The sequence below is a fragment of the Pseudoalteromonas sp. NEC-BIFX-2020_002 genome (assembly GCF_013002825.1).
Classification (GTDB): domain Bacteria; phylum Pseudomonadota; class Gammaproteobacteria; order Enterobacterales; family Alteromonadaceae; genus Pseudoalteromonas; species Pseudoalteromonas neustonica.
In genome coordinates this window covers 64,288-90,120 of record NZ_JABEPJ010000017.1, presented here as the reverse complement: position 1 = coordinate 90,120, position 25,833 = coordinate 64,288, and the positions used below count along the sequence as shown (strand labels likewise).

The window sequence follows — 25,833 nt, the reverse complement described above, 5'->3', positions numbered from 1 at the left end:
CATCACAACTCAGAGTCATGACTTTATCGCGGTTGTTATCTGCATAATCGCGGTATTTAAAGCTCACTGTTTCTTCAGTCGCTGACACTAATCGCGATTCTGACATCACGCCTTTTCGGGTATAACGAGCAAGGTAACTAACTAGCTTTTCACTGTACGTTAAACAGGCTTTGCTATACACGCACCATTTTGTTGGCGTGCTTACCTTCGCGAATGAACTATCGCATTCATTGAGCGCCGCCAGCATTTTACCTCTAAAGACTGTTGATAATGCTTTTACGGGGTATAAATAGCCTTTTTCTATTTCATGCCAATGCGATTTTTTTAGCGCTCCTGCGGGTATCAAACAATGCAAGTGGATATGCTGACTTAAATTTTGCCCCCATGTATGCAGTACGCTTGTCATACCTAACTGGCCATGCCTCTTTCGTTTCGCAAATTTACACAGCGTTTGCCATGAGGCTTTAAATAAACATTGATACAACGCGTTTGGGTTGTAGTGCGCAATGATATTTAACTCATGCGGGAGCGTAAAAACAAGGTGGAAATACCGACACGGTAATAAATCCTCTTGTTGTCTTTGCACCCATTTAGCCGTTGCCATACCTTGGCAACGTGGGCAATGCCGATCTCGACAGCTACATCCAATTTGTTGTACTTCACTACAGTTATCACATTGCCATGCTTGATAACCGAGCTGTCCCGTTCTGCATGATTGAAGGTGTTGGCAGACTCGTAACTGCTGATAACTCATTATGTGGTGCTGCCGATAATTCCCAAGGCCAGAATTTAAAATATCAGCGAGATGCAAGCCGCTCATTGGTTTCCCCAACTTGCGAGTAAATCAATACCACCATGCCCTAATTCAGGTAACCAGTGTAAGTAACTTTGCGTGGTTCTAATGTCACTGTGACCAAGCTGGTGTTGAAGTTGATGAAGTGGCATACCTGATTCAAGTTGATGTGTTGCATAAGCATGGCGTAGTGCATGTGGATTACAGTGTTTTAAACCACACGCTTGTGCGTGTTTTCTCAATGGCTTCCTGAAGGTCGATGCTGACATAGGTTTATCCATTAACAATCGCGAGTAAAACATCCAACCCGTTGGGTGATACATTTTCCAGTAACAACGTAATTGATTCAGTACACTATCTGATACAACTACGTAACGCGATTTATCTCCTTTACCATGTTCAATTAAAATGGTTTTACGCTGTCCATCGATGTCTTGCACTTTGATGCGCAGCAGTTCGCCAATACGCAAACCACATCCATAACACACCACTATCAATGTTTTTAAACGCATATCCGTGCAACTTTCTATAAGTCGTCGAATATCATCACGCGATAAATAAGTAGGTGCCCGAGGTTTCGCTTTAGGCAAGGCTATGTCTAAGTTCAGTGGGCGATGTAAAATATTCTTAAACAGAAACCAAATGCTGTTTATTTGTATTTTTTGACTCGCTCTGGAGAGCTTGCGAATGGCGGGATCTTTAAAAAAGATACTCAGCTCATCATCAGTAATTAAATCGAGTGGTTTATTAAAATAATGGCTGAGTTTAAGTAAATGCTCGCAGTAACTTTTACAGGTACTTTGTGAATAACCAAGATAGGCTATTTCAGTTTTGACTTGTTCAATGAGTGTATTCATGACTTACCTCCAAGTTATGGGATAACCCCAAGGTAAGTGTGGCTCAAATGATAAGAATAGGATCTCCGCGTAGCGGCTTAGTTCAACAATTTAATAGTGCGCTCATCGGGCATATTTATGCCGACACCACACTCATTTATCTACTTTATATAGTTTTAACAAATTACCTAAGGTATTACTATCACGAAGTTTTCTAAAACTTTAAAGCAAAGTTAAACAGAACAATATGCGCTCAGCGCTCATTTTCATGAATATATGCGCAAAGGGCTGTTTGGCCAATTAATTAACTACGATATTTAGCCAATCTCGATGGCCGCTTATCACTCAAAGCCGTCATTTAGTTTAATCTTTCATCGTTGGGTTTCGTTGTTCTCAACCTAACCCACAGTAGTGAATTAAACGCCGAGTTGATTGGGCTTTTCCTAGGGCGTGTTGACCTTTCGTGATTGATTTTGCAGCTGTATGTTTGGTTTTTAGGCAAGGCAGAGCCTATGTAGTGTGGTTATTCCCCATTAATAGGCGATAACGCAGCATAAATGCCAAACATGCGCTGCCCTCCGGGTTCTTTCTAGGGACAATTAACTCTTTGTTGCTCGGTTTTTACTTAGCCCACTAGGTTACAAACCTCGCGCCGCGATTAAATTTCCCCTAGATTGAACAAATTTCAATCCACAAAGGTCAACACGCCCTAGCGCCCAGGATCTAGCAGCTAGGCTCTTTTTCTTCCCAATTTAATGACTAGCTTGCAAGCAATTAAGCCACTCATCGGGTTCGGCTAAAATAAACTCTAAGTGGTGGTTCTCTTTGGTGGTTATTTTGATTCCCGCGGTGGTTATGGGGATTAAACCGCCAGCTTTACCTGAACATTTCTCAACGCGGGAAATATTATTAAGTTTGATGGCATAACTGCCTAAATTAAGTTGTTTATTTAGGGCTTCAAAATGCAGTAGGTTATCAGTGAGTGTTAAACGACCATCTGCTTTAGCAACACCCAGTTGTAATGTTGCATAACAGCGTTTGAGCTGTGTGAGTTTGGATTGTGCTGCTGTCATTATTCATTCCATCGATTTTTTAATTTATTCAGTGTAAGTTGCACAATTAGATGTGTCAATTATGTAAATTAATTGTTTTTATTTGTATTTTAAAATAAGCACTTACAAAAAGTTTTTTGCTCTGTGGTGTTGTTTTTTCTGCTTATTTACTTTTAAAAAAGCATAAACGACTAACGCCATTTGCATGGCTAATGCACAAAGAGTAAGTAATAGCTCTATGCGGTTAGCAGCCCTCGTTGGTAAATATAATTCGATAAACCATGCGAGGATAAGCATAAAAATAAGTGATGCATGTAAATAACGCTGTAACATTATTTTAAATTGCAGATGCTTCCAGCGGCTAAATACTAAAAGTAATGTACTCGCTAATGGGGTTAATAATATACAGCTAAACGCTGCCATTAATAATGGTTGCAAGGTGTGTGTTGTTATCATTATGTGTAGTGTCTTTATTTTGTGGTTATAGTCGCTTTGCAGTACAGCCATACAAAGCTATGTTTATATATTTTTTTAGCTAAAACGTTTTTAAACGTTAAGCTAAATAGTCATTAAGCGTGCGCCATTATAAGCTCTTTGGCGTTAGCTTTGGCGGTTTTACTAATGTTATCGCCACCAAGTAGGCGCGCTATCTCATCAATTCGGCCATGTTTATTCAGTGGAAGCATGGACGTATAGGTTTCTCCATTTGCAATTTCTTTCGCTACAAAAAACTGTTGGTGCCCAGAGCTGGCCACTTGCGGTAAGTGAGTGACACAAATTACCTGAGTAGATTTGCCTAGTTGTCGTAAAAGCTTACCAACTGCTGATGCTGTGGGGCCTGAAATACCTACGTCAACTTCATCGAAAATAAGTGTTGGCGTTACTACTTTTTGTGCAATGATCACTTGAATAGCTAAGCTAATACGTGATAATTCACCACCAGAGGCAACTTTTGATAATGGTTGTAATGGTTGCCCTGGGTTGGTTGACACTAAAAACGAGACATTATCAAACCCTAGATTGTTAGGGGCTTTGTCTGGTTGCGGTGATAACGCAATTTCAAATACGCCATTTTCCATTGATAAATGCGCCATACTTGCACTGATCAATTCATTTAATGTTTGTGCAGAAATAAATCGGCTGTCACTTAAATTTTGTGCTGCAAGTTGGTATGCGTCAAATGCGTTGGCTATTTCGCTTTCTAGCTGAGCTAATCGGGTAGAGTTGTTGCTTATTGACTCAAGCTCTTGCGTTATATTTTGGTGAAACTCAACCAATTGCTCAGGTTTTATATGATGTTTACGCGCAAGGTCCATTATGCCTACTAGGCGTGCTTCTACTTCATCAAGGCGGGCTGGATCAAGATCTGTTTGCTCGCCATAGTTGCGAATTTCACGGCTGGCTTCTTCAACTTGTACTGCTGCCTCTTCAAGTAATGCGGCAACACCTGATAAGCTTTCGTCAAAACTAGCAAGTTCAGCAAATTGCTGTGCACTGTGTTGCAGTAGTGAGCATGCATTTTGTTCTTCATTTTCATACAAGCTTTGCAATTCACGTTGGCACGCGTCGATGATGGTTTGGCTATGGCTGAGCTTATAATGTTCGGCTTCAATTTGTGTAAATTCATTTTCTTGTAAAGCAAATTCATCTAGCTCAGCCACTTGGTATTCAAGTAGTTGTTTTTGTGCAGCTTGCTGTAATTGTGCTTGTTCAAGAACCGTAAATTCTTTTTGTAAATTATGATAATTACGATAGTGCGTACGTACAGTACCCACTAATGTATGGTGTCCCGCGTAGGCGTCAAGTAGCTGTAACTGATGTTCGCTTTTTAGCAGATGCTGATGAGCATGTTGCCCGTGAATAGAAATTAAATGCTGACCGAGCTCTTTAAGTTGTGCTGCGGTGACAGGGCTGCCATTAATGTAACTTTTGCTTCGCCCGTTTTTGCACACTACACGTCGTAGTAGGCATTCTTGCTCATCATTAGAGAGTAAGTTTTGCTCTAAAAATTGCTTAGCGAAGGGCAGTGAGGTCAAATCAAACGCGGCACAAACTTCAGCGCGTTCAGTGCCAGGACGAACGGCTGAGGCTTCAGCACGTTCACCTAAACACAGTGATAACGCATCAATAGCGATAGACTTGCCGGCACCTGTTTCACCAGTTATAGCGGTCATGCCACTGTGCCATTCAGTGCTTAAATTACTTACAATCGCAAAATTTTTAATTTCTAACCCAATTAACATACTGTTTATCCATCCAGTCAATTAACTGTTAATTTATACAGTGTTTTGGGTTTTTGCAAATAAATTTTTATTATTAAGCTAAGTTTATTTCTTGTGTGTCTATTTTAGGAGGTGAAATAGGAGGTGTAATTTCAGTTTGTTCTGTTGCGTTTGAATAGTCTTCGTTATCATTATTTTGCAGCTCAGGAGATTGTAATATTTTGATCAGGGAGGGAAGTATTTCACGATAAAACCCATGGTTATAAGCAATACCAGTTTGGGGTAAGTCTGCAACAAAGTAATCTAACTTTTCGGCTAATGCGTCACGCTCACCAGTCACATAGGTTTTTGCAAGTTCACTGCTTATGGTGCTTATTAATGACTCTATAATTCCTTCTAGGTACAATAAATTTTCATCAGTGTGTGGCTGTACAACAAAAAAATTACTGGCGATAACTTGAGTGCGTGCGATATATTTTGGGCGTAGTATTTTTGCGTCACTAAACTCATTGAGCTTTGCTTTCAAATTGTTTGTCACTTCTGTGACGCGTGCATTAAATAACTTTTTTTTCGCTTCGACCGCTTTTCGACGGTTATTCTCAATCACCAAATAACTGCCAAGCAGGGTGATAAGTAATAATATGGCAAAAAATACAACGTAAGTCATTGTGTCGAATTCCCTAATATGGGTATTAAATTAATTTTAGCTATTTTGCAATAAAGTATGGGAAACCGCAATAGTGTTAATACAAACGACTACCCCAATTTAATTTGGTGCGCAGTACGTGGTAATAAGAGTAATCTTTAGGGTGAATAAGACGTAGTTTTTTGTCTGCTTTTTTAATAACCACTTCGTCACCGGGTAAAACAGCTAATACAACATGGCTATCACAACTAACTTGTAAGCTATCCGTATTTTCTAAACTGAGTTTTAAACGCACTTCATTATCAGCGTCAACAACTAAAGGGCGACTTGATAGTGTATGCGGAAACATTGGCACCAGTGACATTGCATTGAGCTCAGGGGTTAATATTGGGCCACCACCAGAAAGAGAGTAGGCGGTCGATCCTGTTGGCGTAGATACAATAAGGCCATCTGAGCGCTGCGAAAACACAAAGTCGTTATTAATGAAGGCTTCAAACTCAATCATATGGGCGACTTTATCGGCATGCAGTACCGCTTCATTGACTGCTGAATTAGCGCTTTTGAGTTCACCATGGCGGTATACTTCAACTTCTAATAAAAAGCGTTTTTCTTCAATATATTGGCCGCTTAATACTTGCTCTAAACTTGGTTCAAACTCTTGCGGATTCAAATCGGTCAAAAAGCCCAAATTACCCCGATTAACGCCAATTACAGCCACATCAAAGCGTGCTAACACTCTCGCGGCACCAAGCATATTTCCATCACCACCAACAACAATCGCTAAATCTGCTTGCTCGCCAAGTTCGATCAATTTAACGAGTTTTTCTTTTGGAACGCCAGCTAGTTGATGCCCTGTACGTTGCTCCACAATAACATTAAAGCCAAGTGCGTTTAAAAATGTATAAAGTCGCTGTAATGTTGCAGCTGCGCCATCGTGATTTGCTTTTCCAATTAAGCCTATGGTTTTAAACGGTGATTCCATGATGTTTACGCAAATAGTTATAATATTACTAGAGTAACTCAAAAATGATCGCTTTGAAAACATCGGTGCCTTGAAATAACTTCTCTTTGCCCCGATATACCTTGTATGCAGCAAGATGTAGAAATTATGAATTTAAATCCCCGAGATCAACAAATATTTTCAGCGGTAATGAGCCTTTACTGTAATGGTGAAGGGCAGCCTGTGGCGTCTAGCCGTATTGCTAAACAAAAAGGCATGGCTGTGTGCTCTGCGACAGTGAGAAATGCCATGTCGCGTCTTGAAAAGATAGGCCTGTTGTACTCACCGCACACTTCCGCTGGGCGCGTGCCTACCAATGCCGGGTTCGATTATTGGTTGAATGAGTTTTTCCCATTGACTGAAATTGCTCAGTATTGGCAACCAGCACAGGCGCAACTAGTCGAAATGGCGCATGGTATTAGTCAGCGCTATCAAGTGTGTTGTTGCGTTGGATTACCACAGGTTAGTTCGCAACAAGTGTTTAGGGTTGAAGTGCTAGACTTTGATGGTAATGACTGGCTTATTTTGTTGCTAGATCGGGCTGGGCAAAGCCATAATATTTGTATTCATAAGCCAGATGACGCGTCAGATACAATACGCTATCAATTTGCTACGTGGCTAAATACAGTTTTTAGTCAACAAACGTTGATGGAAGGATTGTATCGAATGCAAGCAATGGCGAATACCGCACCACGAAACTGTCATGATTCATTAAATCAATGGACACGTGAATTAAGCCAAAAGTTAGGCTCAGACAACAGTATTGTTGTGGGCGAAAATTATTTATATCGTCAAATTGATTGCGAACAAAGTTTAAATATCGGTGTCTCATTTTTGAACTTTGTAGAAGATAAATTAGCATTCAAAAATGGCGTGTCGGTTTTAAATACAGCGCAATTGCCTTTTACTGATTGCGATGAGTTAATGGTGATAAGTGTGCCGTATTTTCAAAATCATGAATACCAAAGTCGTTTTTGTGTAATTTGCCCTAAATCGGCGCAAATTGAAGCAATCATCCAAGAATTTAAATTAATCGAGTCACCTGACTCTTGAATCTTTTGATTCAATCCCCATAATTACCGCAATTGAAAAGAATTGGAGCATTTAAACTATGTCTGAGCAGACAAAATCACCAGAGCAAGAAGTTGAACTAAACGAAGAGCTAGAGCAGATGAAAGCAGAAGTTGAAGCCGCTGTAGAAGCTGCCGATGCACATGAGGGCGAAGAAGTAAGCCCTGAAGCTGAAATTGCTATGCTGTATGCAGAGCTTGAAGATGCTAAGCAAACAATCGCTGATCAAAAAGATGGTGTAGTTCGCGCTGCTGCAGATGTTGACAATATTCGTCGTCGTGCTGCACAAGATGTAGAAAAAGCACATAAGTTTGCACTTGAAAAGTTCGCTAACGAATTATTACCTGTTATTGATAACTTAGAGCGTGCTATTGAGTTTTCCGATAAAGAGAACGAAACCTTAAAGCCATTGCTTGAAGGTATTGATATGACAGTTAAGAGCTTTAATGATGCGGTTGCAAAGTTTGGTGTTGAAATTGTTAACCCACAGGGTGAGCAGTTCAACCCTGAGTTTCATCAAGCCATGTCTATTCAACCGAGTAATGATGTAACACCTAATACTGTTTTAGCTGTTATGCAAAAAGGTTATACATTAAATGGTCGTTTATTACGCCCTGCAATGGTAATGGTATCTAAAGCTGCTGACTAAGCAATGCTTAAAGTAACAAAATAAAAATGCCCGTTATAAACGGGCATTTTTTTTGTTTCGAGCTCGATGCCAAAGCTGGGCAATTAAAGTAAGTACCAGTGCGCTAAACATTAAACTTGAGAAGGGGACCGCACTTTGCGCATGCATAAGCGCGAGTATGGGGCCCACTAATGCGCCACTGCCAAATCTAAGCGTACCGATGACAGCCGTTGCTGTACCAGATTTTTCTTCAAATTCCATTAATATTAGCGCATCTGCGTTACTTGCTGTAACACCTAAGCTCATCATCAAAGGTGCAATTGCGGCTACAATAAAATACAACGATAAATGTAAAATACTAAAGGTGAGTAATGCGCCGCCTGATATAAAGCCTACCGTTAATCCGTAGTAGAGCATTTTTCGTGAGCCTATACGCGGCACTAGTCGGGTGTTTAAAAAATTACCCACCATTAATGCCATCACATTAAAAGCGAAGAGTAGCCCAAAAAGTTGTTCTGATACTTTGAAATAGTCGAGGTACACAAAAGGCACCGCTGTTAGAAAGCAAAAGAAACCGAAAGACACAAACATTGAGCTTGCTATATCAGCGCGGGTATCTTTATTTTTAAAAACTGTTTTATAGCTATCAAAAAATAACGCAAAACCTTTTAAGGGACTTTTGAAAATAGGGATATCAATTAAATAAATTTGCACTAAAGCTAATATGGTAAAGCTGTAGCTGGCTAGCACTAAAAAGATGGTTTGCCAGTGAGAAAACCCTAAAATTAATGATCCAACAGTGGGGGCGACTAATGGCGCAACCATCATAATCATTGATACGTAAGACATTCCTTTTGCGGTATCTTTTTGGTAAATATGGCGGATGATCCCGGGCACAACCACGGTAGCAGCAGCGCCGGTAAAAGCTTGTACGATTCTTAAAAACCAAAATAGATGAATGTCACTGCAAAATGCCAGCGCTAACGAACTGGCACCAAATAAAGCCAACCCGACTTTTGCAAGTACTCTGCGTCCAATTTGATCCGCTATAGGGCCAAAAAATAGCATCCCAAGCGCATAACCGGCTAAATATAGGCTCAATGATATTTGTACATTTGGCATTGTGGTATTTAGATCGTTAGCAATGACTAACATTGCTGGTAAATACATATCAATAGCCAGTGGAGTGATGGCAACAATACTTGCTAATAAGGGAAGTAGAATACGTTTATTTAAATAGGCAGCTGAGGCTTGCATCACGAATCCATCCATCTGAAAAAGAAGCGCATTGTAGCAGTGCCGAACACCCTTGTGTACTTAGTTTGGCTGATATTGATTGCCTTTAACATCGGTGTAACATATGTTCCTTTTTATAGAACTTATGATGATGTTAAATTGATAATTGGTTTGTTATTCTATAGGGAATCAAATTGTGATTTTTGGAAATACAATGAAAAAATTAGTTATAGCAATCCTTGCAACAGCGGTACTTGCCGGTTGTAAAACATCGCCGACAGGGCGCACGCAAATTGCACTTTACTCAGATCAGCAAATGAGCCAGATGGGTCAGCAAAGTTTTGTTGATATGAAAAAGAATCAAAAAATAAATAATGACCCAAGAGTTAACGCGTATGTGAAGTGTATTGCTGATGATGTCATTGCTGTTTTACCACAGCAATATGCAACTCAGGCTTGGGAAGTTGTTGTATTTGAAGATGATTCAGCGAATGCATTTGCATTACCAGGTGGTTACATTGGCGTGCATACGGGGTTATTAAAAGTTGCGAAGAACCAACATCAATTAGCAACAGTAATAGGCCATGAAGTAGGGCATGTAATTGCAGAGCATTCTAATGAACGTGTTTCACAAAGTGCATTGCTCCAAACCGGTATGCAAGTTGGCGGCGCTGCACTTGATATGGGTAATGTACAATATCGTGGCGAAATTATGCAGGCATTAGGCTTAGGTGCGCAGTATGGCGTAATTTTACCATTTAGTCGCTCACACGAATCAGAAGCTGATGTAATCGGTTTAGATTTAATGGCGAAAGCGGGCTTTAACCCTCAGGAGTCCGTGACACTTTGGCAAAATATGAGCCAAGCAGGCAGTGGCAATACACCTGAGTTTATGTCAACTCATCCATCACCGAGTAATCGTATTAAAGAGCTGCAAAATAAAATGCCTGGTGCATTGAACGAGCAAAAAGTAGCGGGTAAAAACCCGCAGTGTAACCTGTAATATAACAAGCCTGTGAATCAATATTTACAGGCTTTTTTTAAATAAAAAGACACCGAAATGCTTATAACGGGGACGTTTTGATTACGGCTTATCATCAATGGAATAATAAAAATAGCGAGTTAACAATGAAAAAGAACATGGCATTTATTACAGTCGCGAGTGTACTCTTGTGTGCATGTAATAGCAGCCCAAAACAACAGACTAACCCGTCTAACCCCGTAGAACAAAACAATAAGGCTATTTAGCTTACGCTAGGGCGTGTTGACCTTTGTGGATTGAAATTTGTTCAATCTAGGGGCGATTTAATTGCGGCGCGAGGTTTGTAACCTAGTGGGCTAAGTGAAAATCGAGCAACAAAGAGTTAATCGCCCCTAGGAAGAACCCTTTGGGCAGCGCATGTTTGGCATTTATACTGCGTTATCGCCTATTTATGGGGAGCAACCACACTACACAGGCTCTGCCTTGCCTAAATACCAAACATACTGCTGCAAAATCAATCACGAAAGGTCAACACGCCCTAGACACTGTTTATTTTGCTTCTGATACAGCAGGTGCGAAAGTAAAAGTGGAGTGTTTGATGTTAGAGCGTTTAACGACTGCTATTTTAAAATCATCACAAAGGTATCCTTTAGTCGTTAAAGAAAGAATAGCTGGAGTCGCTCAAACAGAATTTGTGCTAAAAGCAACGTACACAAACGTAAATGCGCACAGATGGGTATTTCCATCTTTAAGGCCTAGTTCGTCGGCAACGGTTAAAGCTGAAATACTCAAAAATGATCAGGTTGTCGCCACTATTAGTAAAGAAATTGGCTCAGGTGCAGCGTTTGGAGCATGTGATCGACTTGAAAAAATAGCCTTAGCAGGTGGCCGCTACATTTCAAAATGGGCTGCAAAACAGAATTACAATTAAATCGCTTAATATTATTAAAAACGTGATTATCTTGTCAAAGGAGGTAATTCAGTAAATGAGTTATTTCCTTATCGTTATTACAGCTCACTAATTTAATGTAATTTACCCTCTTAAATATTTAATTTGCCTTTAAATACTTTATTTTGCACTAAATACAGGTACTTCTAGTGAGTTTTTCTGTGATTAGATATGTGCATAGCTGTATGTATATATTTACAATCTGAAACTCACTATTAACCTTTTGCTTACAGTGGGGTGTTTGCAAATTATAATGTAAAGCCTTTATAAAGCAGTCTATAAAAAAGGGGGGTTGCAAATTTAGTATGGATCATTATAACTTTTTCTATTTCATTTAACGCAGTAATTGTTGGGGTGCTTTAATTTAATCATAAACTTGTTTTGTTTGTAATACGCTCTAAGTTTAGCGTGTACCTTTTAGGTGCTTTTCGTTTTAACTTAATAAATATTATTACAACAATTAAAAAGCAGGAATGAAGATGAAGTTACGTCAATGTATCCCTTTGTTAGCCGCCGCACTTTGTAGCCAGTATAGTCAGGCAGAGGTGAATGAACTACAAATACTACAATACACCAGTGAAGCAAGAAAAAGCACAATAGGTGAGAGCGCTGATATTGATTTAAGTTTTTCCAATCAATATAAAACTATGGCAGACGGGGTTGTGGTTATAAGCCATGAAGTAAGCCACCCTGGGGCCGATTTTATAAAAGTGCACTTTAAAGATTTACACTTACAAGGCAATGCTAAACTGGTCGTGAGAAATGCAGATAATTCTGAACGATACGAATACACCGCAAGTAATATGCGATTTGCTACTTTTGATTCACGTGAAGGTGATGATGGTATCCATTCTTTTTCGTCTATGTCGGTCTCAAATGACAGCGCTATCATAGAATATTATCCAGATCCCCTTGATGCTACTTCATTGACAGAGTTTGGCCATATAGATAACTATTTTTATGGTACAGAAAGCCACACAGCTCAGTACGATTTGAGTGACGTAGCGCCATCATCAACCTGTGGCGTAAATGAACGTCAAGATGTTCAGTGTTGGGCTAATACTCACCCAACAGAATTCGAGCGAAGCCGACCTATTGCACGCCTTGTTATAGGTGGGCGTAGTTTATGCACGGGCTGGCGAGTAGGTAGTGACAATAAAATGTTTACTAATAACCACTGCGTCGAAACCGCCGCTGAACTTGCATCAACTGAAGTGTGGTTTAATTATCAACATAAAAGTTGCAATGGGACGATTCGGGAGTCGGTTGTTAAAGTGTCAGGAAAAGACTTTTTAAAAACGGACGTCATGCTTGATTACACCTTATTTAGTGTTAACAACTTTTCTTCAATAACCCAGTTTGGGCATTTGGGCCTTGATGTTCGCAGCGGTATTAATGGCGAACGAATATATATACCTCAACATGGTGCCGGAAACCCTAAAGAGCTCGCTATAGAATCTGATCGCGATACTAACGGATTATGCCAAATAAATAATGCCTCGGTGAATGGCCGAGGCACTAACACAGATATGGGCTATTACTGTGACACAATAGGAGGGTCTTCGGGCTCACCTGTTATCGCAGCATCGAGTAATAAGGTAATTGCGTTGCACCACTTGGGCGGTTGTTACAATAAAGGTGCAAAAATTAGTAGAATTTGGCCACAAGTATCTACTTTTTTCAATGGCGTGGTACCCGTTGGAGATAACGCAGGAACAACGCCGCCAGCTGTTGCACGTTTTAGTTATCAATGTGATTTTGAGCAATGCAGTTTTGATGCAACAAACTCAAGTTCATCAGGAACGGTAAACCGTTTTGATTGGCAATTTGGCGATGGCCAAACAAGTAATGGTGCAACTGCCGTACATACATATAATGCAGCGGGTAATTACGACGTTACATTATCAATTCGCGATAGCAATAATCAAACAAACACGATTACAAAACAAATCATTGTCAGCAGCGACTCTCAGCCTCCAGTAAATAAATTAACCAAAGGGCAGACGATTAGTAATCTAGCCGGTAATAAAGGCTCAGAAATACGTTATTTTATCGATATTCCATCTCAAGCAACGAACATAAAAGTTACCACGTCAGGTGGTTCAGGTGATGTTGATTTATATGTTAAAAAAGGCAGTGAACCAACGTCAGCTAGCTACGATTGCCGTCCGTATCGAAATGGCAATAATGAAACATGTAGCTTAAATACTGGCCAAGGTCGATACCATATTATGCTTAAGGGGTATGCCAGCTTTAGTAATGTCAGCATCTTAGCAGATTATGATATGCCTACAACGACACCTACGCCTCCACCAGGATCAGGTAATGGCTCAAGTTCAATCATTACCTCACGTGCTTATGGGCACCCGGGTTTATGGAATAAATATACGTATACAGTTCCTGCAAACAAAAGTAGCGTAACGATAGAAACGTCAGGACAAATAGGTGATGTTAATTTATACGTAAAAGTAGCGGGCGGGGTTAGTCTGACTAGTTATGATTGTAAGTCAGTAACGAGTGGTTCAGCACAGACATGCACAGTGCCTGTTACATCAGGACAGGTGCTTGCTATTGGGTTGTATGGTCAATCAGCATACGACTGGGTGAAAGTGTCAGCAAATACGCAATAACCATTGATGGGTTATATCAATCTGGGTAGATATGGGGTCTATTTAATTCGTTAAATTGTTCAAATATTTATGCTGATTGGTATTAATTAAGGTAGATATAAGCAACGTATTTTAATACGTTGCTTATATTATAATATTTGACGTTAAAAGGTCCATTCTACATGAAGTTGTGGCACAGACTCATTGGTATCAGTGCCTAGCTTGTTATGCCAGTATTGCCATTCTAAACCTATTAAGAGTGTGTCTTTTTTCATATCTATGGCATTGCCCAAATCCCAAGTAATAATTGGCTGCGCTAAAATCCACGCTTTAACATCATTGCCTAATTCATTTTCGCGTTCAGCAATGTATTCAATGTGGCCTGTAATATTAAAGTGTTGAGAACCAATCGTAAATGGATACCCCCACGCAATATCAAGCATCCAACTATTAGTTTCACTTGGTGCACCACCACGTGCAATACCTTCATTATCATCAATGTAGGCGGTCACTAAGGTCGATAAAAAGCTAAACCCGGGTGCTTGCCAATTAACTTTTACCCCGGGTAAGTATTTTAATACTTTAGCCTCTCCTGAGGCATTAAACCCAGCGGTTAAACCGACATCAGAAATGGCACCAAATGAAAAGTCATTACCAGATATTTTAGACAGGCTGAAAGTTGAATACCATTCGCCATAAAAGTCACGATCTTGGTAATCATCTTCTAAATCATCATTTAAATAATCAATGAAGAAAAAGTTATCGCCGTAATCGTAACCAGATGCATGTTGTAGAGAAACATTGGTAGTGCCTGCTTCTAATGAAGTGAATGGGTTTGTAATATCACCACGATTTATATGTAACTGGGTTTTGCTCCAACTAGCTGCAAAGCTTGAAGTGCTTAGTATGCAAAGCGTAATTAAAGGTAAAGATGTTTTTAAGTTCATAACGTTATGCTTAATGGAAAATTCAAAGCAAAGTATAGCAGCTGCGCCTAGAATTGGGCGCAGCACGGGATTTATTATCTTTTATGCTTTATTTCGACGTAAGCAAATTACAGTGATGGCGGTAAACGCCAATATAAAACAGTAGTACGAGGAGGTTGATACTTCCCATGGGCTAATTTTAAATGTTGCACCTAACAGTAAAGCTTGTGCGCCATAAGGCAGCGAGCCTTGTGTTACACAGGCAAAAATATCCAACAAGCTTGCTGAGCGTTTACCACTAATTTTACCATCATCGGCTAGCTTCTTAGCGATAGGACCTGCAACAATAATCGACACAGTATTGTTGGCGATACACATATTGCTGGTCATTACTAATGCGGCAATACCAATTTGATCTGCTACCTTACGGTGCCATTTGGCAATTACCTTGGTGATAGCCTGAATTTTATGCGCTATATAATCAAGGCCGCCGTTAATACGGATAAACTCAGATAAGCCACCTATAAACATTGATAACAAGAATATCTCTTGCATATCGGTAAAGCCTTTATAAATATCTTTTACAAAGCTTGCGCCTTCATAACTGCCCGTAAAGCCCATGAGTGCGGCGAAAATAATACCACTAAATAACACCACAAAAACATTAAAGCCCATTACGGCTAACACTAAGATAAACGCATAAGGAAGCACTAACCAAATGTTGTAATCGCTCGTTTCAACAGCTTGCGCAGCTGGTGTTAAATAAAATAATAAGCCAATTGTTAGCGCTGCAGCAGGCAAGGCTATTTTTAAATTTTCGCGGAATTTATCTTTCATCTCACAACCTTGCGTACGTGTTGCGGCAATCGTCGTATCTGAAATAATAGATAAATTATCACCAAACATAGCACCAGATACAATCGTACCGGCCATCAATGCAGGGTCAATACCGGTTTTAATTGATACGGCATAGGCAATAGGGCCAATCGCGCCAATGGTGCCCATTGACGTTCCCATTGCTGTAGAGACAACCGCAGCAATTAAAAATAAACCAGGTAAAAGAAAGGCTGGTGGAATAAGCGATAAGCCCGCATTAACAACGGCATCAACACCCCCAGTGGCACCCGCTACGGCAGAAAACGCACCGGCAAGTAAATAAATCAAGCACATGGTAATGATGTTGTTATGGCCTGCGCCTTTTATAAAGGTTTCGACACTGTGGTTGATGGTATTTTTATTAAGGATAAACGCTAGCATAATCGCAGGTAAAATCGCGACGGGGGCAGGAAGTTGATAAAAGGCGTAATCAACCCCTTGTGATTGCAGGTATAAACCAGCACCTAAAAATAAGGCCACAAAGGTAAGTAGGGGGAGCAAAGATAATTTTGCTGTTGTTTTATTAAATGCTGGCTGCATCATATTCCTCGTTAGATAACTCATTACAACAGCCAAAGCTTCCCTCTTTTAGCTGAATTTAGTTGTTTGTCTCATCAAAAAAGATAAGTACCTCAACAGCGCCCGCAAGCCAAAGACCAAATCGGCGCAAAGAAGGAAGTTTAAATGTATAGATGGCTAAAGTCTATGGGTATCTGTTATTATTATTTTAAAGGGTTACCTGACTATTACACGAGTTTTAGATAAAATCTAGCGAACTCAAACATGCATAGGTTAATAACATGAATCGAATCGGCGTATTTGGCGCAAATGGAAGAATGGGGCTGGCATTAGTCGAAGCCGCACATAAAAATAATAATGCAGAGCTTGGCGCAGCCTATGTCCGTAGTAGTTCGCCCTTACTTAATTTAGCGGTTAATCAGTTAAATAGTGCAGCGCCAGTTGCTATGGACTTTAGTGATGAGCGTAATGTTGAAGACATTGATGTACTAATTGACTTCACATTGCCTGCCGGTATGCGTGAGCACTTAAAGACGGCCATCAAGCAAAAAATCCCAATGGTTATTGGTACTACCGGTTTAAATGATGATGACATGCAAACCTTACAAGCGGCAGCACAGCATATCCCGATCGTATTTGCGCGCAACTATAGCGTAGGTGTGAATTTACTGCTTAACTTAGTACAAACCGCGGCAACAAAGTTTGGTGATGACTTAGATATCGAAATTTTCGAAGCGCATCATCGCCATAAAATAGATGCGCCATCAGGCACTGCGCTGGCTATTGGCGAAGCCATTGCAGAGGCAAAAGGCTGGGTACATGATGATGTTGCGGTATTTGATCGTAGCCAAGTAGAAAAAGAAAAATCGCAAAATGAAATTGGTTATTCGGTGCTTAGAGGGGGGGATATAGTTGGTGAACATACCGCATATTTCGCAACTTCTGGCGAAAGGCTTGAATTAACTCATAAAGCCAGTTCGCGAATGACCTTTGCATTAGGCGCAGTAAGAGCTGCAGGCTGGTTGAAAAATAAGCCTGTAGGACTTTATGATATGCAAGATGTGCTTGACTTGAAGTAGTTTAGTTGCATTTTTGGGTGTTTGGTGGCTTTTTTAGCTAATAAGGCTTATTTCTGCTAATTATTGAAATAGGGTTAGACCTAAAAGCCAAATTGCTATAAAATAGCGCTAATTTGCCAAAAATTCATAATTGCGTGTTTCCAATCGCTATAAACGGGTAGTAAAGCAAATGACTTTACGCCCGTTTTTTACTGTTAGGAGGTTAACTTGACTAAATCCGCTCTGTTAGTTCTAGAAGACGGCACAGTGTTTCGCGGTACTGCAATCGGCGCCGACGGCATGTCTGTCGGTGAAGTAGTATTCAATACGTCTATGACTGGTTATCAGGAAATTCTGACTGACCCTTCATACGCGGAACAAATCGTAACTTTGACGTACCCACATATCGGTAATACGGGTACTAACAGCGAAGACGAAGAAGCGAGTCACATTTGGGCTAAAGGCCTTGTGATCCGTGATTTGCCACTGCTAGCAAGTAATTTTCGTAACGAGCAATCGTTAGATGATTATTTAAAAGAACGTAATATCTTAGGTATTGCAGATATCGACACCCGTAAACTGACTCGTATTTTGCGCGATAAAGGCGCTCAAAACGGTTGTATTGTTGCCGGTGACGAAGTAGACGAAAACCAAGCGCTCGCAGCTGCGCAAGCCTTCCCAGGCTTAAAAGGTATGGATTTAGCGAAAGTAGTCTCAACCAAGGAAAACTTTGAGTGGCGTGAATCAAGCTGGACATTAGGCGAAGGGTTCAAAACTCTAAACGCAGCCGATGAAAAGTTTCATGTTGTTGCTTATGACTTCGGTGTAAAGCGTAATATTTTACGTATGCTTGTAGATCGTGGTTGTAAATTAACCGTTGTACCTGCACAAACCTCGGCAGCTGACGTGTTAGCACTAAACCCAGATGGTATCTTCTTATCGAATGGCCCGGGCGATCCAGAACCGTGTACATATGCCATCGATGCAATTAAAACCTTCTTAGAAACTGAAACACCTATTTTTGGTATCTGTTTAGGTCACCAATTGCTAGCTCTTGCCTCGGGTGCAAAAACAGTGAAAATGAAGTTTGGTCATCACGGTGGTAACCACCCAGTGAAAGACTTAGACCGTGGTGTTGTGATGATCACAGCGCAAAATCATGGTTTTGCTGCTGATGAAACAACGTTACCAGATAACCTTCGTGCTACGCATAAGTCGTTATTTGACGGTACGTTGCAAGGTATCCATCGCACCGATAAACCAGCGTTTAGCTTCCAAGGTCACCCAGAAGCAAGCCCAGGCCCACACGATGCAGCCCCATTATTTGACCACTTCATCGATTTGATGCAAGCGCGTAACAACTAATTAGACCGGAGTAACAATGCCAAAACGTACCGACATAAAAAGCATTCTTATCCTAGGCGCTGGCCCGATTGTAATCGGCCAAGCCTGTGAATTTGACTACTCTGGTGCTCAAGCGTGTAAAGCACTCAGAGAAGAAGGCTATCGAGTTATTTTAGTTAACTCAAACCCTGCAACAATTATGACTGATCCTGATATGGCTGATGCGACGTATATCGAGCCAATTCACTGGGAAGTTGTAGAAAAAATTATTGAAAAAGAAAAGCCTGATGCAGTACTGCCTACTATGGGTGGCCAAACAGCATTAAACTGTGCACTAGAATTAGACAAGCATGGTGTTTTAGCTAAACACGGTGTTGAGTTAATTGGCGCAACGGCTGATGCAATCGACAAAGCAGAAAACCGCGAACGTTTTGATGTGGCAATGAAAAGCATCGGCTTAGAATGCCCACGTGCTGAAATCGCTCATTCAATGGATGAAGCAAAAGACATCATCAAGCGTATTGGCTTACCGTGTATTATTCGACCTTCTTTCACTATGGGCGGCACCGGCGGCGGTGTAGCGTATAACTTAGAAGAGTTTGAAGAAATTTGTGAGCGCGGTTTAGACCTTTCGCCAACTAACGAATTACTGATTGATGAATCACTCATTGGTTGGAAAGAATACGAAACAGAAGTTGTTCGCGATAAAAACGACAACTGTATTATCGTGTGTACCATTGAAAACTTTGACCCTATGGGCGTGCATACAGGTGACTCGATCACTGTTGCACCAGCACAAACATTAACCGATAAAGAATACCAATTAATGCGTAACGCTTCTATGGCGGTTCTTCGTGAAATTGGTGTTGAAACAGGTGGTTCAAACGTACAGTTTGGTATTAATCCTGAAGATGGCCGTATGGTTATCATCGAGATGAATCCTCGTGTATCACGCTCATCTGCACTAGCGTCAAAAGCAACAGGTTTCCCGATTGCTAAAATCGCGGCTAAGCTTGCGATTGGCTACACGCTTGATGAATTACAAAATGATATTACAGGTGGTAAAACACCTGCGTCATTTGAACCATCGATTGATTACGTCGTAACAAAAATTCCTCGCTTTAACTTTGAAAAATTTGCCGGTGCAAACGATCGTTTAACGACGCAAATGAAATCTGTAGGCGAAGTAATGGCGATTGGTCGTAACCAACAAGAGTCGTTACAAAAAGCATTACGCGGTCTTGAAGTAGGCGCAACGGGTTTTAACCCAATTGTGGCACTTGATGACCCTAAAGCGAAAGAAAAAATCATCCGTGAACTACGTGAACCAGGTGCAGAGCGTATTTGGTACATCGCCGATGCAATGCGTCATGGTATGAGTGTTGAAGATGTTTACGAATTGACTAAAGTCAACCGCTGGTTCTTAGTACAAATTGAAGACATTTTAAAAGACGAAGCAAAAATTAGCGATGTAGGTATGGCTGGTTTAAATGCTGACTTCCTACGTAAGTTAAAGCGTAAAGGTTTTGCTGACCCGCGAATTGCTGAAATTGCCGGTGTATCTGAAGCTGAGATTCGTAAGAAGCGTCATTTATTAAACATCTTGCCAGTATACAAGCGCGTTGATACGTGTGCTGCTGAATTTAGCTCTGATACCGCTTACATGTATTCAACGTACGATGAAGAGTGTGAAGCGAACCCAACTGATCGTGATAAAATCATGGTTATTGGTGGCGGTCCTAACCGTATAGGCCAAGGTATCGAGTTTGATTACTGTTGTGTTCACGCAGCGCTTGCATTACGTGAAGATGGTTTTGAGACTATCATGGTTAACTGTAACCCTGAAACGGTTTCTACCGACTACGATACTTCAGACCGTTTATACTTTGAACCAATTACCCTTGAAGACGTGCTAGAAATCGTACGTGTTGAAAAGCCAGTTGGTGTAATCGTGCAATACGGTGGTCAAACGCCACTTAAACTTGCTCGTGAACTTGAAGCGAACGGTGTGCCAGTAATTGGTACTTCGCCAGATGCGATTGACCGTGCAGAAGACCGAGAGCGTTTCCAACAATTAGTTGAGCGTTTAAACCTTCTTCAGCCTGAAAATGCAACAGTGACTTCAACAGAAGAAGCGATTTTAAAATCAGCTGAAATTGGTTTTCCATTAGTAGTACGTCCTTCGTATGTACTTGGTGGCCGTGCGATGGAAATCGTGTATGACGAGCAAGACTTACGTCGTTATATGACCGAAGCTGTACAAGCATCAAATGAAGCGCCAGTATTGCTTGACCGTTTCTTAGATAATGCGATTGAAGTTGACGTTGACGCAATTTGCGACGGCGAGCAAGTGATTATCGGCGGCATCATGGAACACATTGAGCAAGCCGGTGTTCACTCAGGTGACTCAGCCTGTTCATTACCAGCACATTCGTTATCACAAGAAGTACAAGACGTAATGCGCAAGCAAGTGACTGATATGGCACTTGAGCTTGGTGTAGTTGGCTTGATGAATACACAGTTTGCTGTAAAAGAAGACAAAGTATACTTAATCGAAGTTAACCCACGTGCAGCACGTACAGTACCGTTTGTTTCTAAAGCGACGGGGGTTGCACTTGCTAAAGTAGCGGCGCGTTGTATGGCAGGTCAATCTTTAGCAAGCCAAGGTATTACTAAAGAAGTTATTCCACCTTACTACAGTGTAAAAGAAGTGGTATTACCATTTGCTAAGTTCCAAGGCGTGGATCCAATCCGTGGCCCTGAAATGCGTTCTACTGGTGAAGTGATGGGTGTAGGCGATACGTTCGCTGAAGCTTTTGCAAAAGCGCAATTAGGTGCAAGCAATACTTTACCACGCGGTGGTCGCGCGTTACTATCTGTGCGTAATAGCGATAAACCACGTATTGTAGAGCTAGCTAAAACCATGACAGATCTTGGTTTTGAACTAGATGCAACCGGTGGAACAGCTGCTGCACTTGAAGATGCTGGTATTGCGGTACGCCGTGTAAACAAAGTATTTGAAGGTCGCCCGCATATTCTTGATAGAATCAAAAATGGCGAGTATAGCTATATCGTTAATACTACCGAAGGTCGCCAAGCGATCGAAGATTCGAAGGTGTTACGTCGTGGTGCATTGCAACACAAGACTAACTATACTACGACCTTGAATGCGGCATTTGCTAACTGTACTGCTAACCAAGCAGACGACCGCAGCAAAGTGACGTCAGTTCAAGAACTACACCAGCGATTGAACTAAGGAAATGTGCCAAGGCCTTAATCGGCCTTGGGATTAAGTGAGAAAAGTATGCAAACAATTCCGATGACAGTTCGTGGCGCAGATTTAATGCGCAAAGAACTTAACGAATTAAAAACAGTTACCCGTCCAAAAATTGTTGCTGATATTGCAGTGGCACGTGAACATGGTGACTTAAAAGAAAACGCTGAATATCACGCAGCGCGTGAACAGCAGGGTTTTTGTGAAGGCCGTATTCAAGAGATTGAAGCAAAGCTTTCAAATGTACAAATCATTGATGTAACTAAGTTACCAAATACAGGTAAAGTTATTTTTGGTACGACAGTAACAATCGTTAATGTTGATACTGACGCTGAAGTTAAATACCAAATAGTTGGTGATGATGAAGCGAGTATTAAAGATAACCGTATTTCGGTAAATTCACCGATTGCCCGTGGTTTAATTGGTAAACAAGCTGATGATGCTGTGATCATTAAAACCCCGAAAGGCGACGTGGAATACGAAATCCTTGAGGTTGAGTACGTTTAATTACTTTACTGACTTTCACGTTTTATTAAAAACCGATGCTTAGCAATAAGCATCGGTTTTTTTATGCCTATGCTAACCTCGACATTCATTAATAAACTAGGTACGTTAGAAGTAATTGTTTCTTATACTTTAGGTTTTTTATGGAAAAGGTTATTTTCCCTACAGCATTACAAAGTGGCGATAAAATTGCAATCTGTGCGTTTTCTTCTAGTGTAGAAAGCCCTTTCCATAAACGCCTTGATATTGTATTGAATGGTTTAACACTGCGCGGCTACGAAGTAATAGAAGGGGAGTGTTTAAGGCAAAAAAATTGCTCTGCAAAGCAACGTGCAGATGAGTTAATGACTTTTTTGACTGATGATAGCATTGCCGCAATTATGCCACCTTGGGGTGGTGAGCTTGCTATGGAAATACTTCCACACCTTGATTTTAATGTGATTAAAAAGTCTCGCCCTAAATGGCTGGTTGGGTTCTCTGATATAAGTACACTTGCTTGTGTAATAACAGCGAAATGCGGTTGGGCCACATTGCACTGTACAAATTTAATGCAATTACATCCAGACGAACAAGATACTCATTGCTTACAAGTATTTAAAACGCTTGAGCTTGAAGCGGGCAATGAGTTTACTCAAACCCCTGCGGCCTTTTATCAAGGTGATGCAATTAATTATGCACAATCACCGGATGCGTTATTTTCACTGTCAAAGCCTAGCCAATGGCGTTGTCTCAATGTAAAAGACAACCGTGATGTTGAGCTTTCTGGGCGACTATTTGGTGGCTGTTTGGATACATTAGGTTTATTGCTTACGTCACCTTTTTTATCACTACATGAATTTAAAAAGCAGTTCGCGCCGCATGGTTTGGTCTTGTATCTAGAAAATGCAGAGCTTCAGCCGGCAGCTGTATTAAGGTTTATTATTTCACTTAAGCTAAATGATATATTTGGTCTTATTAATGGCTTAATTATTGGTCGAAGTGCGGTTATAAGTACAAAAGAGCAAGATATTGATTATTACCAAGCGCTGGAACTTGCACTCAGTGATCGTTTATTTCCAGTAATAATAGATGCAGATATTGGTCATGTAGCGCCCAATTTATGTTTAGTTAATGGAGCAAAAGTGAAGATCAGTGCAAGGCTTGAAAACACACTCGTTAAAAACGCTAAAATAATAACGTATTTAGAGTAGTACCTTCTTTTGTGAATATTAGTAAAACATGCGCGGCATAAAGCCCCGCCTACGGCAGGTTTAGATCTTTATGCATGTATCGTAGGCGGGAGTTTACCTCGCGCAGCTCTAAGATTGGTATTAACTGTTTTATGCTTAACCAGTTGCACAAAGAGTGGCTTATTAGGGAAATAAGCCACTTATTCATCTAACTTATGCAGAATGTATTAAACATTAACCATACCGTAGTAGCGCAGAGGTTAATTATTTTGAATCCGACATTTGTTCCACTAACTCAACACGTCGATTAAGTTCGCGGCCTAATTCATTTTTGTTAGTTGCTACAGGGGAATAGGGCCCAACACCTTGTGAAATTAATCTTTTTTCAGCGATACCATAGTTAGTAATTAAAGCGTTAACAACAGCATCAGCCCGACGTTTAGAAAGCTCTAAATTATATTCAGCAGAGCCTTTATCATCTGTGTGACCAACAACATACAAACTCAATGCCTTATTTTTTTCTAAAACTTGCGCAATGACATCCAATGATTGTTTAGATTCAGGCTTTATGCCCGCTTTATCGTAGTCAAATAACACCCCATAGATTGAGGCTTTACCTTTTTGCTTAAGTTGCTCTAACACTTTATCGCTATTTGTCTCTATTAACCCAGTTAATAATGGCTCGCTCTGCATCACTACAAGCTGAATACGAGAATCGCCTGCATAGTTACCTATAAAAAAAGCTACATAGGTAGTTTGGCCATCAACAGTACTTTTCATAACTTGGTATCGAGGTTGGCGCCAGTAATTATAAGCTTGTTTTACAGCGAGCTTATCACCTAACTTTTGTAAATCCTCATCGATTAACCTATCTCTGGTGTTACCACTGCATGTATTTTTTTGACAAGAGAATACCGTTTCAAACCCTGCTTTAACTAAAGCACTTAGATAATTATGATAAATTTTTAGCGTTGACACCCTGTTTACGATATAAGTAATTTTGGTTAAGTCTCCGGTAACGTCTAGCATTGGGAGTGTGTTTGTTTTTGTATCAACAATACCAACAGGAATGCTGAATTCTTCATAATCAACCTGTTTATAATCTTCAATATAACTACTAGGGTAGCGACTTATTAATGGATGGTCTGCTGAGCCTCCTTTATCTTTACGTGGTGCCTTGGTTATCTGTTTATTATTGTGTTTGGTAAATGCGTCAAAATTGGCAGTGACAAGTCCTGATTCAATGTCTTTTATATCCACTGTGGTTAATAATACTCGCGTCGTATTTTTATACTGACCAACAAATAACGAAATAGCAGCATCGAGGGACTCATCCCCTTTTGTGGCGAAAATATAGTGAGGTTGTTGGAATTGATTACCAGAGTTAAAGTAGCTAGACTTGTCAGCTAATAATTTTCTTTGTTCATGTCTATCTCCTGAATAACAATCACTTAAAGAACATGTATAAACCACTTTAAAACCAGCATCACTTAACGCACTTTCATAATTTTTTGTTACCTTTAACGAAGCAACATTTTTTATCGTATAAGAGTAATGTCCGGTATCTCCAATAAACTTTTGATATTCAAATTGTTGAGGTCGTTTTTCTTTAGGCACAAATTTTGTAACAAGGCGAGTTTCTTCACCTGCTAAAATAACTGAATTCTGCAACTTTGCATTTGGGTAGGGTGAAAGTAGGGGCTTTGCTTGTATGCTAAATGTAAAACTTAGAAAAGTAATACAAAGCACACATATTTTATTTATGTTGTTCATGATAATTCCTTTTAATTGATTAGTATTGAGCCTAACCACTCAGCCTAATCGCTGAGTGCCACTTAGCTTGTCTTCCCTTTCATTATTGTTGGGTAATCAAGGTGAAATGTAAAAACGGTACAAAAATACTACAAATTCAACCATTTTTCAAAGTGACTTGAATTTAAATATCATATTAGGGTTGAATTATCAGCTGGATTTGAGCGTTTTTTTGCGCAATTTGCTGGTGAGGTTGACTTCAAATGTAAGGTAGATAGGGTGGATAACGTATCAATTTTTTAAGGGCTATTTTATCTTAAAACACAAATTAACGGTTATTACGAATAAGATTAAAAATGCACAATTGTTATTTTTGTGCATTTTATT

General features: G+C 40.3%; 21 protein-coding genes. 10 read left to right on the top strand and 11 right to left on the bottom strand.

What is annotated here, in order from left to right; genetic code table 11:
- The 7 genes from HJP15_RS17160 to nadK all read right to left on the bottom strand — a co-directional run.
- Positions 1 to 820, bottom strand: an 820-nt coding sequence (locus HJP15_RS17160) for an IS91 family transposase (protein ID WP_170174228.1), incomplete at its 3' end; no start/stop codon positions are given.
- Positions 817 to 1,650 carry a tyrosine-type recombinase/integrase gene (locus HJP15_RS17155; RefSeq protein ID WP_170174227.1) on the bottom strand — a complete coding sequence of 278 codons (834 nt, stop codon included), beginning with the start codon at positions 1,648 to 1,650 and terminating at the stop codon, positions 817 to 819. The genes HJP15_RS17160 and HJP15_RS17155, both read right to left, overlap by 4 nt.
- Positions 1,651 to 2,381: 731 nt before the next feature.
- Positions 2,382 to 2,702 carry a GRAM domain-containing protein gene (locus tag HJP15_RS17150; RefSeq protein ID WP_054206218.1) on the bottom strand — a complete coding sequence of 107 codons (321 nt, stop codon included), beginning with the start codon at positions 2,700 to 2,702 and terminating at the stop codon, positions 2,382 to 2,384.
- 102 nt (positions 2,703 to 2,804) lie between these two features.
- Positions 2,805 to 3,137, bottom strand: a complete 333-nt coding sequence (locus HJP15_RS17145; RefSeq protein ID WP_054206219.1) for a hypothetical protein — start codon at positions 3,135 to 3,137, stop codon at positions 2,805 to 2,807.
- Between the two features lie 113 nt (positions 3,138 to 3,250).
- A complete protein-coding gene (gene recN / locus HJP15_RS17140; RefSeq protein WP_170174226.1) occupies positions 3,251 to 4,924 on the bottom strand; it encodes a DNA repair protein RecN in 1,674 nt (557 codons plus the stop codon).
- A gap of 73 nt (positions 4,925 to 4,997) precedes the next feature.
- On the bottom strand, positions 4,998 to 5,570 hold the full coding sequence (locus HJP15_RS17135) for a hypothetical protein (protein ID WP_054455450.1): 573 nt from the start codon (positions 5,568 to 5,570) through the stop codon (positions 4,998 to 5,000).
- A gap of 76 nt (positions 5,571 to 5,646) precedes the next feature.
- On the bottom strand, positions 5,647 to 6,531 hold the full coding sequence (nadK, locus tag HJP15_RS17130; RefSeq protein WP_054206283.1) for an NAD(+) kinase: 885 nt from the start codon (positions 6,529 to 6,531) through the stop codon (positions 5,647 to 5,649).
- Positions 6,532 to 6,636: 105 nt separating this feature from the next.
- Here nadK and HJP15_RS17125 point away from each other — a divergent pair, with 105 nt between their 5' ends.
- Entirely contained in the window at positions 6,637 to 7,602 is a 966-nt protein-coding gene (locus tag HJP15_RS17125) for an HrcA family transcriptional regulator (protein ID WP_054206222.1), read from the top strand.
- A 58-nt stretch (positions 7,603 to 7,660) separates the two neighbouring features.
- The gene (grpE, locus tag HJP15_RS17120) at positions 7,661 to 8,269 is read left to right on the top strand and encodes a nucleotide exchange factor GrpE (RefSeq protein WP_054455452.1); all 609 of its coding nucleotides are present in this window, start codon (positions 7,661 to 7,663) and stop codon (positions 8,267 to 8,269) included.
- 33 nt (positions 8,270 to 8,302) lie between these two features.
- Here grpE and HJP15_RS17115 read toward each other — a convergent pair whose 3' ends face one another.
- A complete protein-coding gene (locus HJP15_RS17115; protein ID WP_170174225.1) occupies positions 8,303 to 9,505 on the bottom strand; it encodes a Bcr/CflA family efflux MFS transporter in 1,203 nt (400 codons plus the stop codon).
- Between the two features lie 193 nt (positions 9,506 to 9,698).
- Between HJP15_RS17115 and HJP15_RS17110 the strand changes: the two genes are divergently transcribed.
- The 3 genes from HJP15_RS17110 to HJP15_RS17100 all read left to right on the top strand — a co-directional run bounded on the left by HJP15_RS17110 (position 9,699) and on the right by HJP15_RS17100 (position 14,045).
- Positions 9,699 to 10,487 carry a M48 family metallopeptidase gene (locus HJP15_RS17110; RefSeq protein WP_054206225.1) on the top strand — a complete coding sequence of 263 codons (789 nt, stop codon included), beginning with the start codon at positions 9,699 to 9,701 and terminating at the stop codon, positions 10,485 to 10,487.
- Positions 10,488 to 10,887: 400 nt separating this feature from the next.
- Complete coding sequence (locus HJP15_RS17105; protein ID WP_170174224.1) at positions 10,888 to 11,397, top strand: hypothetical protein; 510 nt, start codon at positions 10,888 to 10,890, stop codon at positions 11,395 to 11,397.
- Between the two features lie 497 nt (positions 11,398 to 11,894).
- Positions 11,895 to 14,045 (top strand): pre-peptidase C-terminal domain-containing protein, encoded by a 2,151-nt coding sequence (locus HJP15_RS17100; RefSeq protein WP_170174223.1) that lies wholly within the window; start codon positions 11,895 to 11,897, stop codon positions 14,043 to 14,045.
- A gap of 143 nt (positions 14,046 to 14,188) precedes the next feature.
- On the opposite strand, the gene HJP15_RS17095 is transcribed toward HJP15_RS17100, so the two are convergent.
- Both HJP15_RS17095 and HJP15_RS17090 read right to left on the bottom strand, forming a co-directional pair.
- The gene (locus HJP15_RS17095) at positions 14,189 to 14,971 is read right to left on the bottom strand and encodes a nucleoside-binding protein (RefSeq protein WP_054206228.1); all 783 of its coding nucleotides are present in this window, start codon (positions 14,969 to 14,971) and stop codon (positions 14,189 to 14,191) included.
- A gap of 81 nt (positions 14,972 to 15,052) precedes the next feature.
- Positions 15,053 to 16,366 carry a Na+/H+ antiporter NhaC family protein gene (locus HJP15_RS17090; protein ID WP_054206229.1) on the bottom strand — a complete coding sequence of 438 codons (1,314 nt, stop codon included), beginning with the start codon at positions 16,364 to 16,366 and terminating at the stop codon, positions 15,053 to 15,055.
- Positions 16,367 to 16,626: 260 nt separating this feature from the next.
- Between HJP15_RS17090 and dapB the strand changes: the two genes are divergently transcribed.
- The 5 genes from dapB (at position 16,627) to HJP15_RS17065 (ending at position 23,715) form a co-directional block, all read left to right on the top strand.
- Positions 16,627 to 17,424, top strand: coding sequence for a 4-hydroxy-tetrahydrodipicolinate reductase (gene dapB / locus HJP15_RS17085; RefSeq protein ID WP_054206230.1), 798 nt, complete (start codon positions 16,627 to 16,629; stop codon positions 17,422 to 17,424).
- Between the two features lie 207 nt (positions 17,425 to 17,631).
- Complete coding sequence (carA, locus tag HJP15_RS17080) at positions 17,632 to 18,768, top strand: glutamine-hydrolyzing carbamoyl-phosphate synthase small subunit (protein WP_054206231.1); 1,137 nt, start codon at positions 17,632 to 17,634, stop codon at positions 18,766 to 18,768.
- A gap of 16 nt (positions 18,769 to 18,784) precedes the next feature.
- Positions 18,785 to 22,003 (top strand): carbamoyl-phosphate synthase large subunit, encoded by a 3,219-nt coding sequence (gene carB, locus HJP15_RS17075; RefSeq protein WP_054206232.1) that lies wholly within the window; start codon positions 18,785 to 18,787, stop codon positions 22,001 to 22,003.
- A gap of 48 nt (positions 22,004 to 22,051) precedes the next feature.
- The gene (gene greA, locus HJP15_RS17070) at positions 22,052 to 22,528 is read left to right on the top strand and encodes a transcription elongation factor GreA (protein WP_054206233.1); all 477 of its coding nucleotides are present in this window, start codon (positions 22,052 to 22,054) and stop codon (positions 22,526 to 22,528) included.
- A gap of 140 nt (positions 22,529 to 22,668) precedes the next feature.
- Positions 22,669 to 23,715: a S66 family peptidase gene (locus HJP15_RS17065; RefSeq protein WP_054206234.1), complete on the top strand. Its 1,047-nt coding sequence runs from the start codon at positions 22,669 to 22,671 to the stop codon at positions 23,713 to 23,715.
- 243 nt (positions 23,716 to 23,958) lie between these two features.
- Here the strand turns inward: HJP15_RS17065 and HJP15_RS17060 are convergent, their stop codons facing one another.
- The gene (locus HJP15_RS17060) at positions 23,959 to 25,467 is read right to left on the bottom strand and encodes an OmpA family protein (protein ID WP_170174222.1); all 1,509 of its coding nucleotides are present in this window, start codon (positions 25,465 to 25,467) and stop codon (positions 23,959 to 23,961) included.
- Between the last annotated feature and the right edge of the window lie 366 nt (positions 25,468 to 25,833).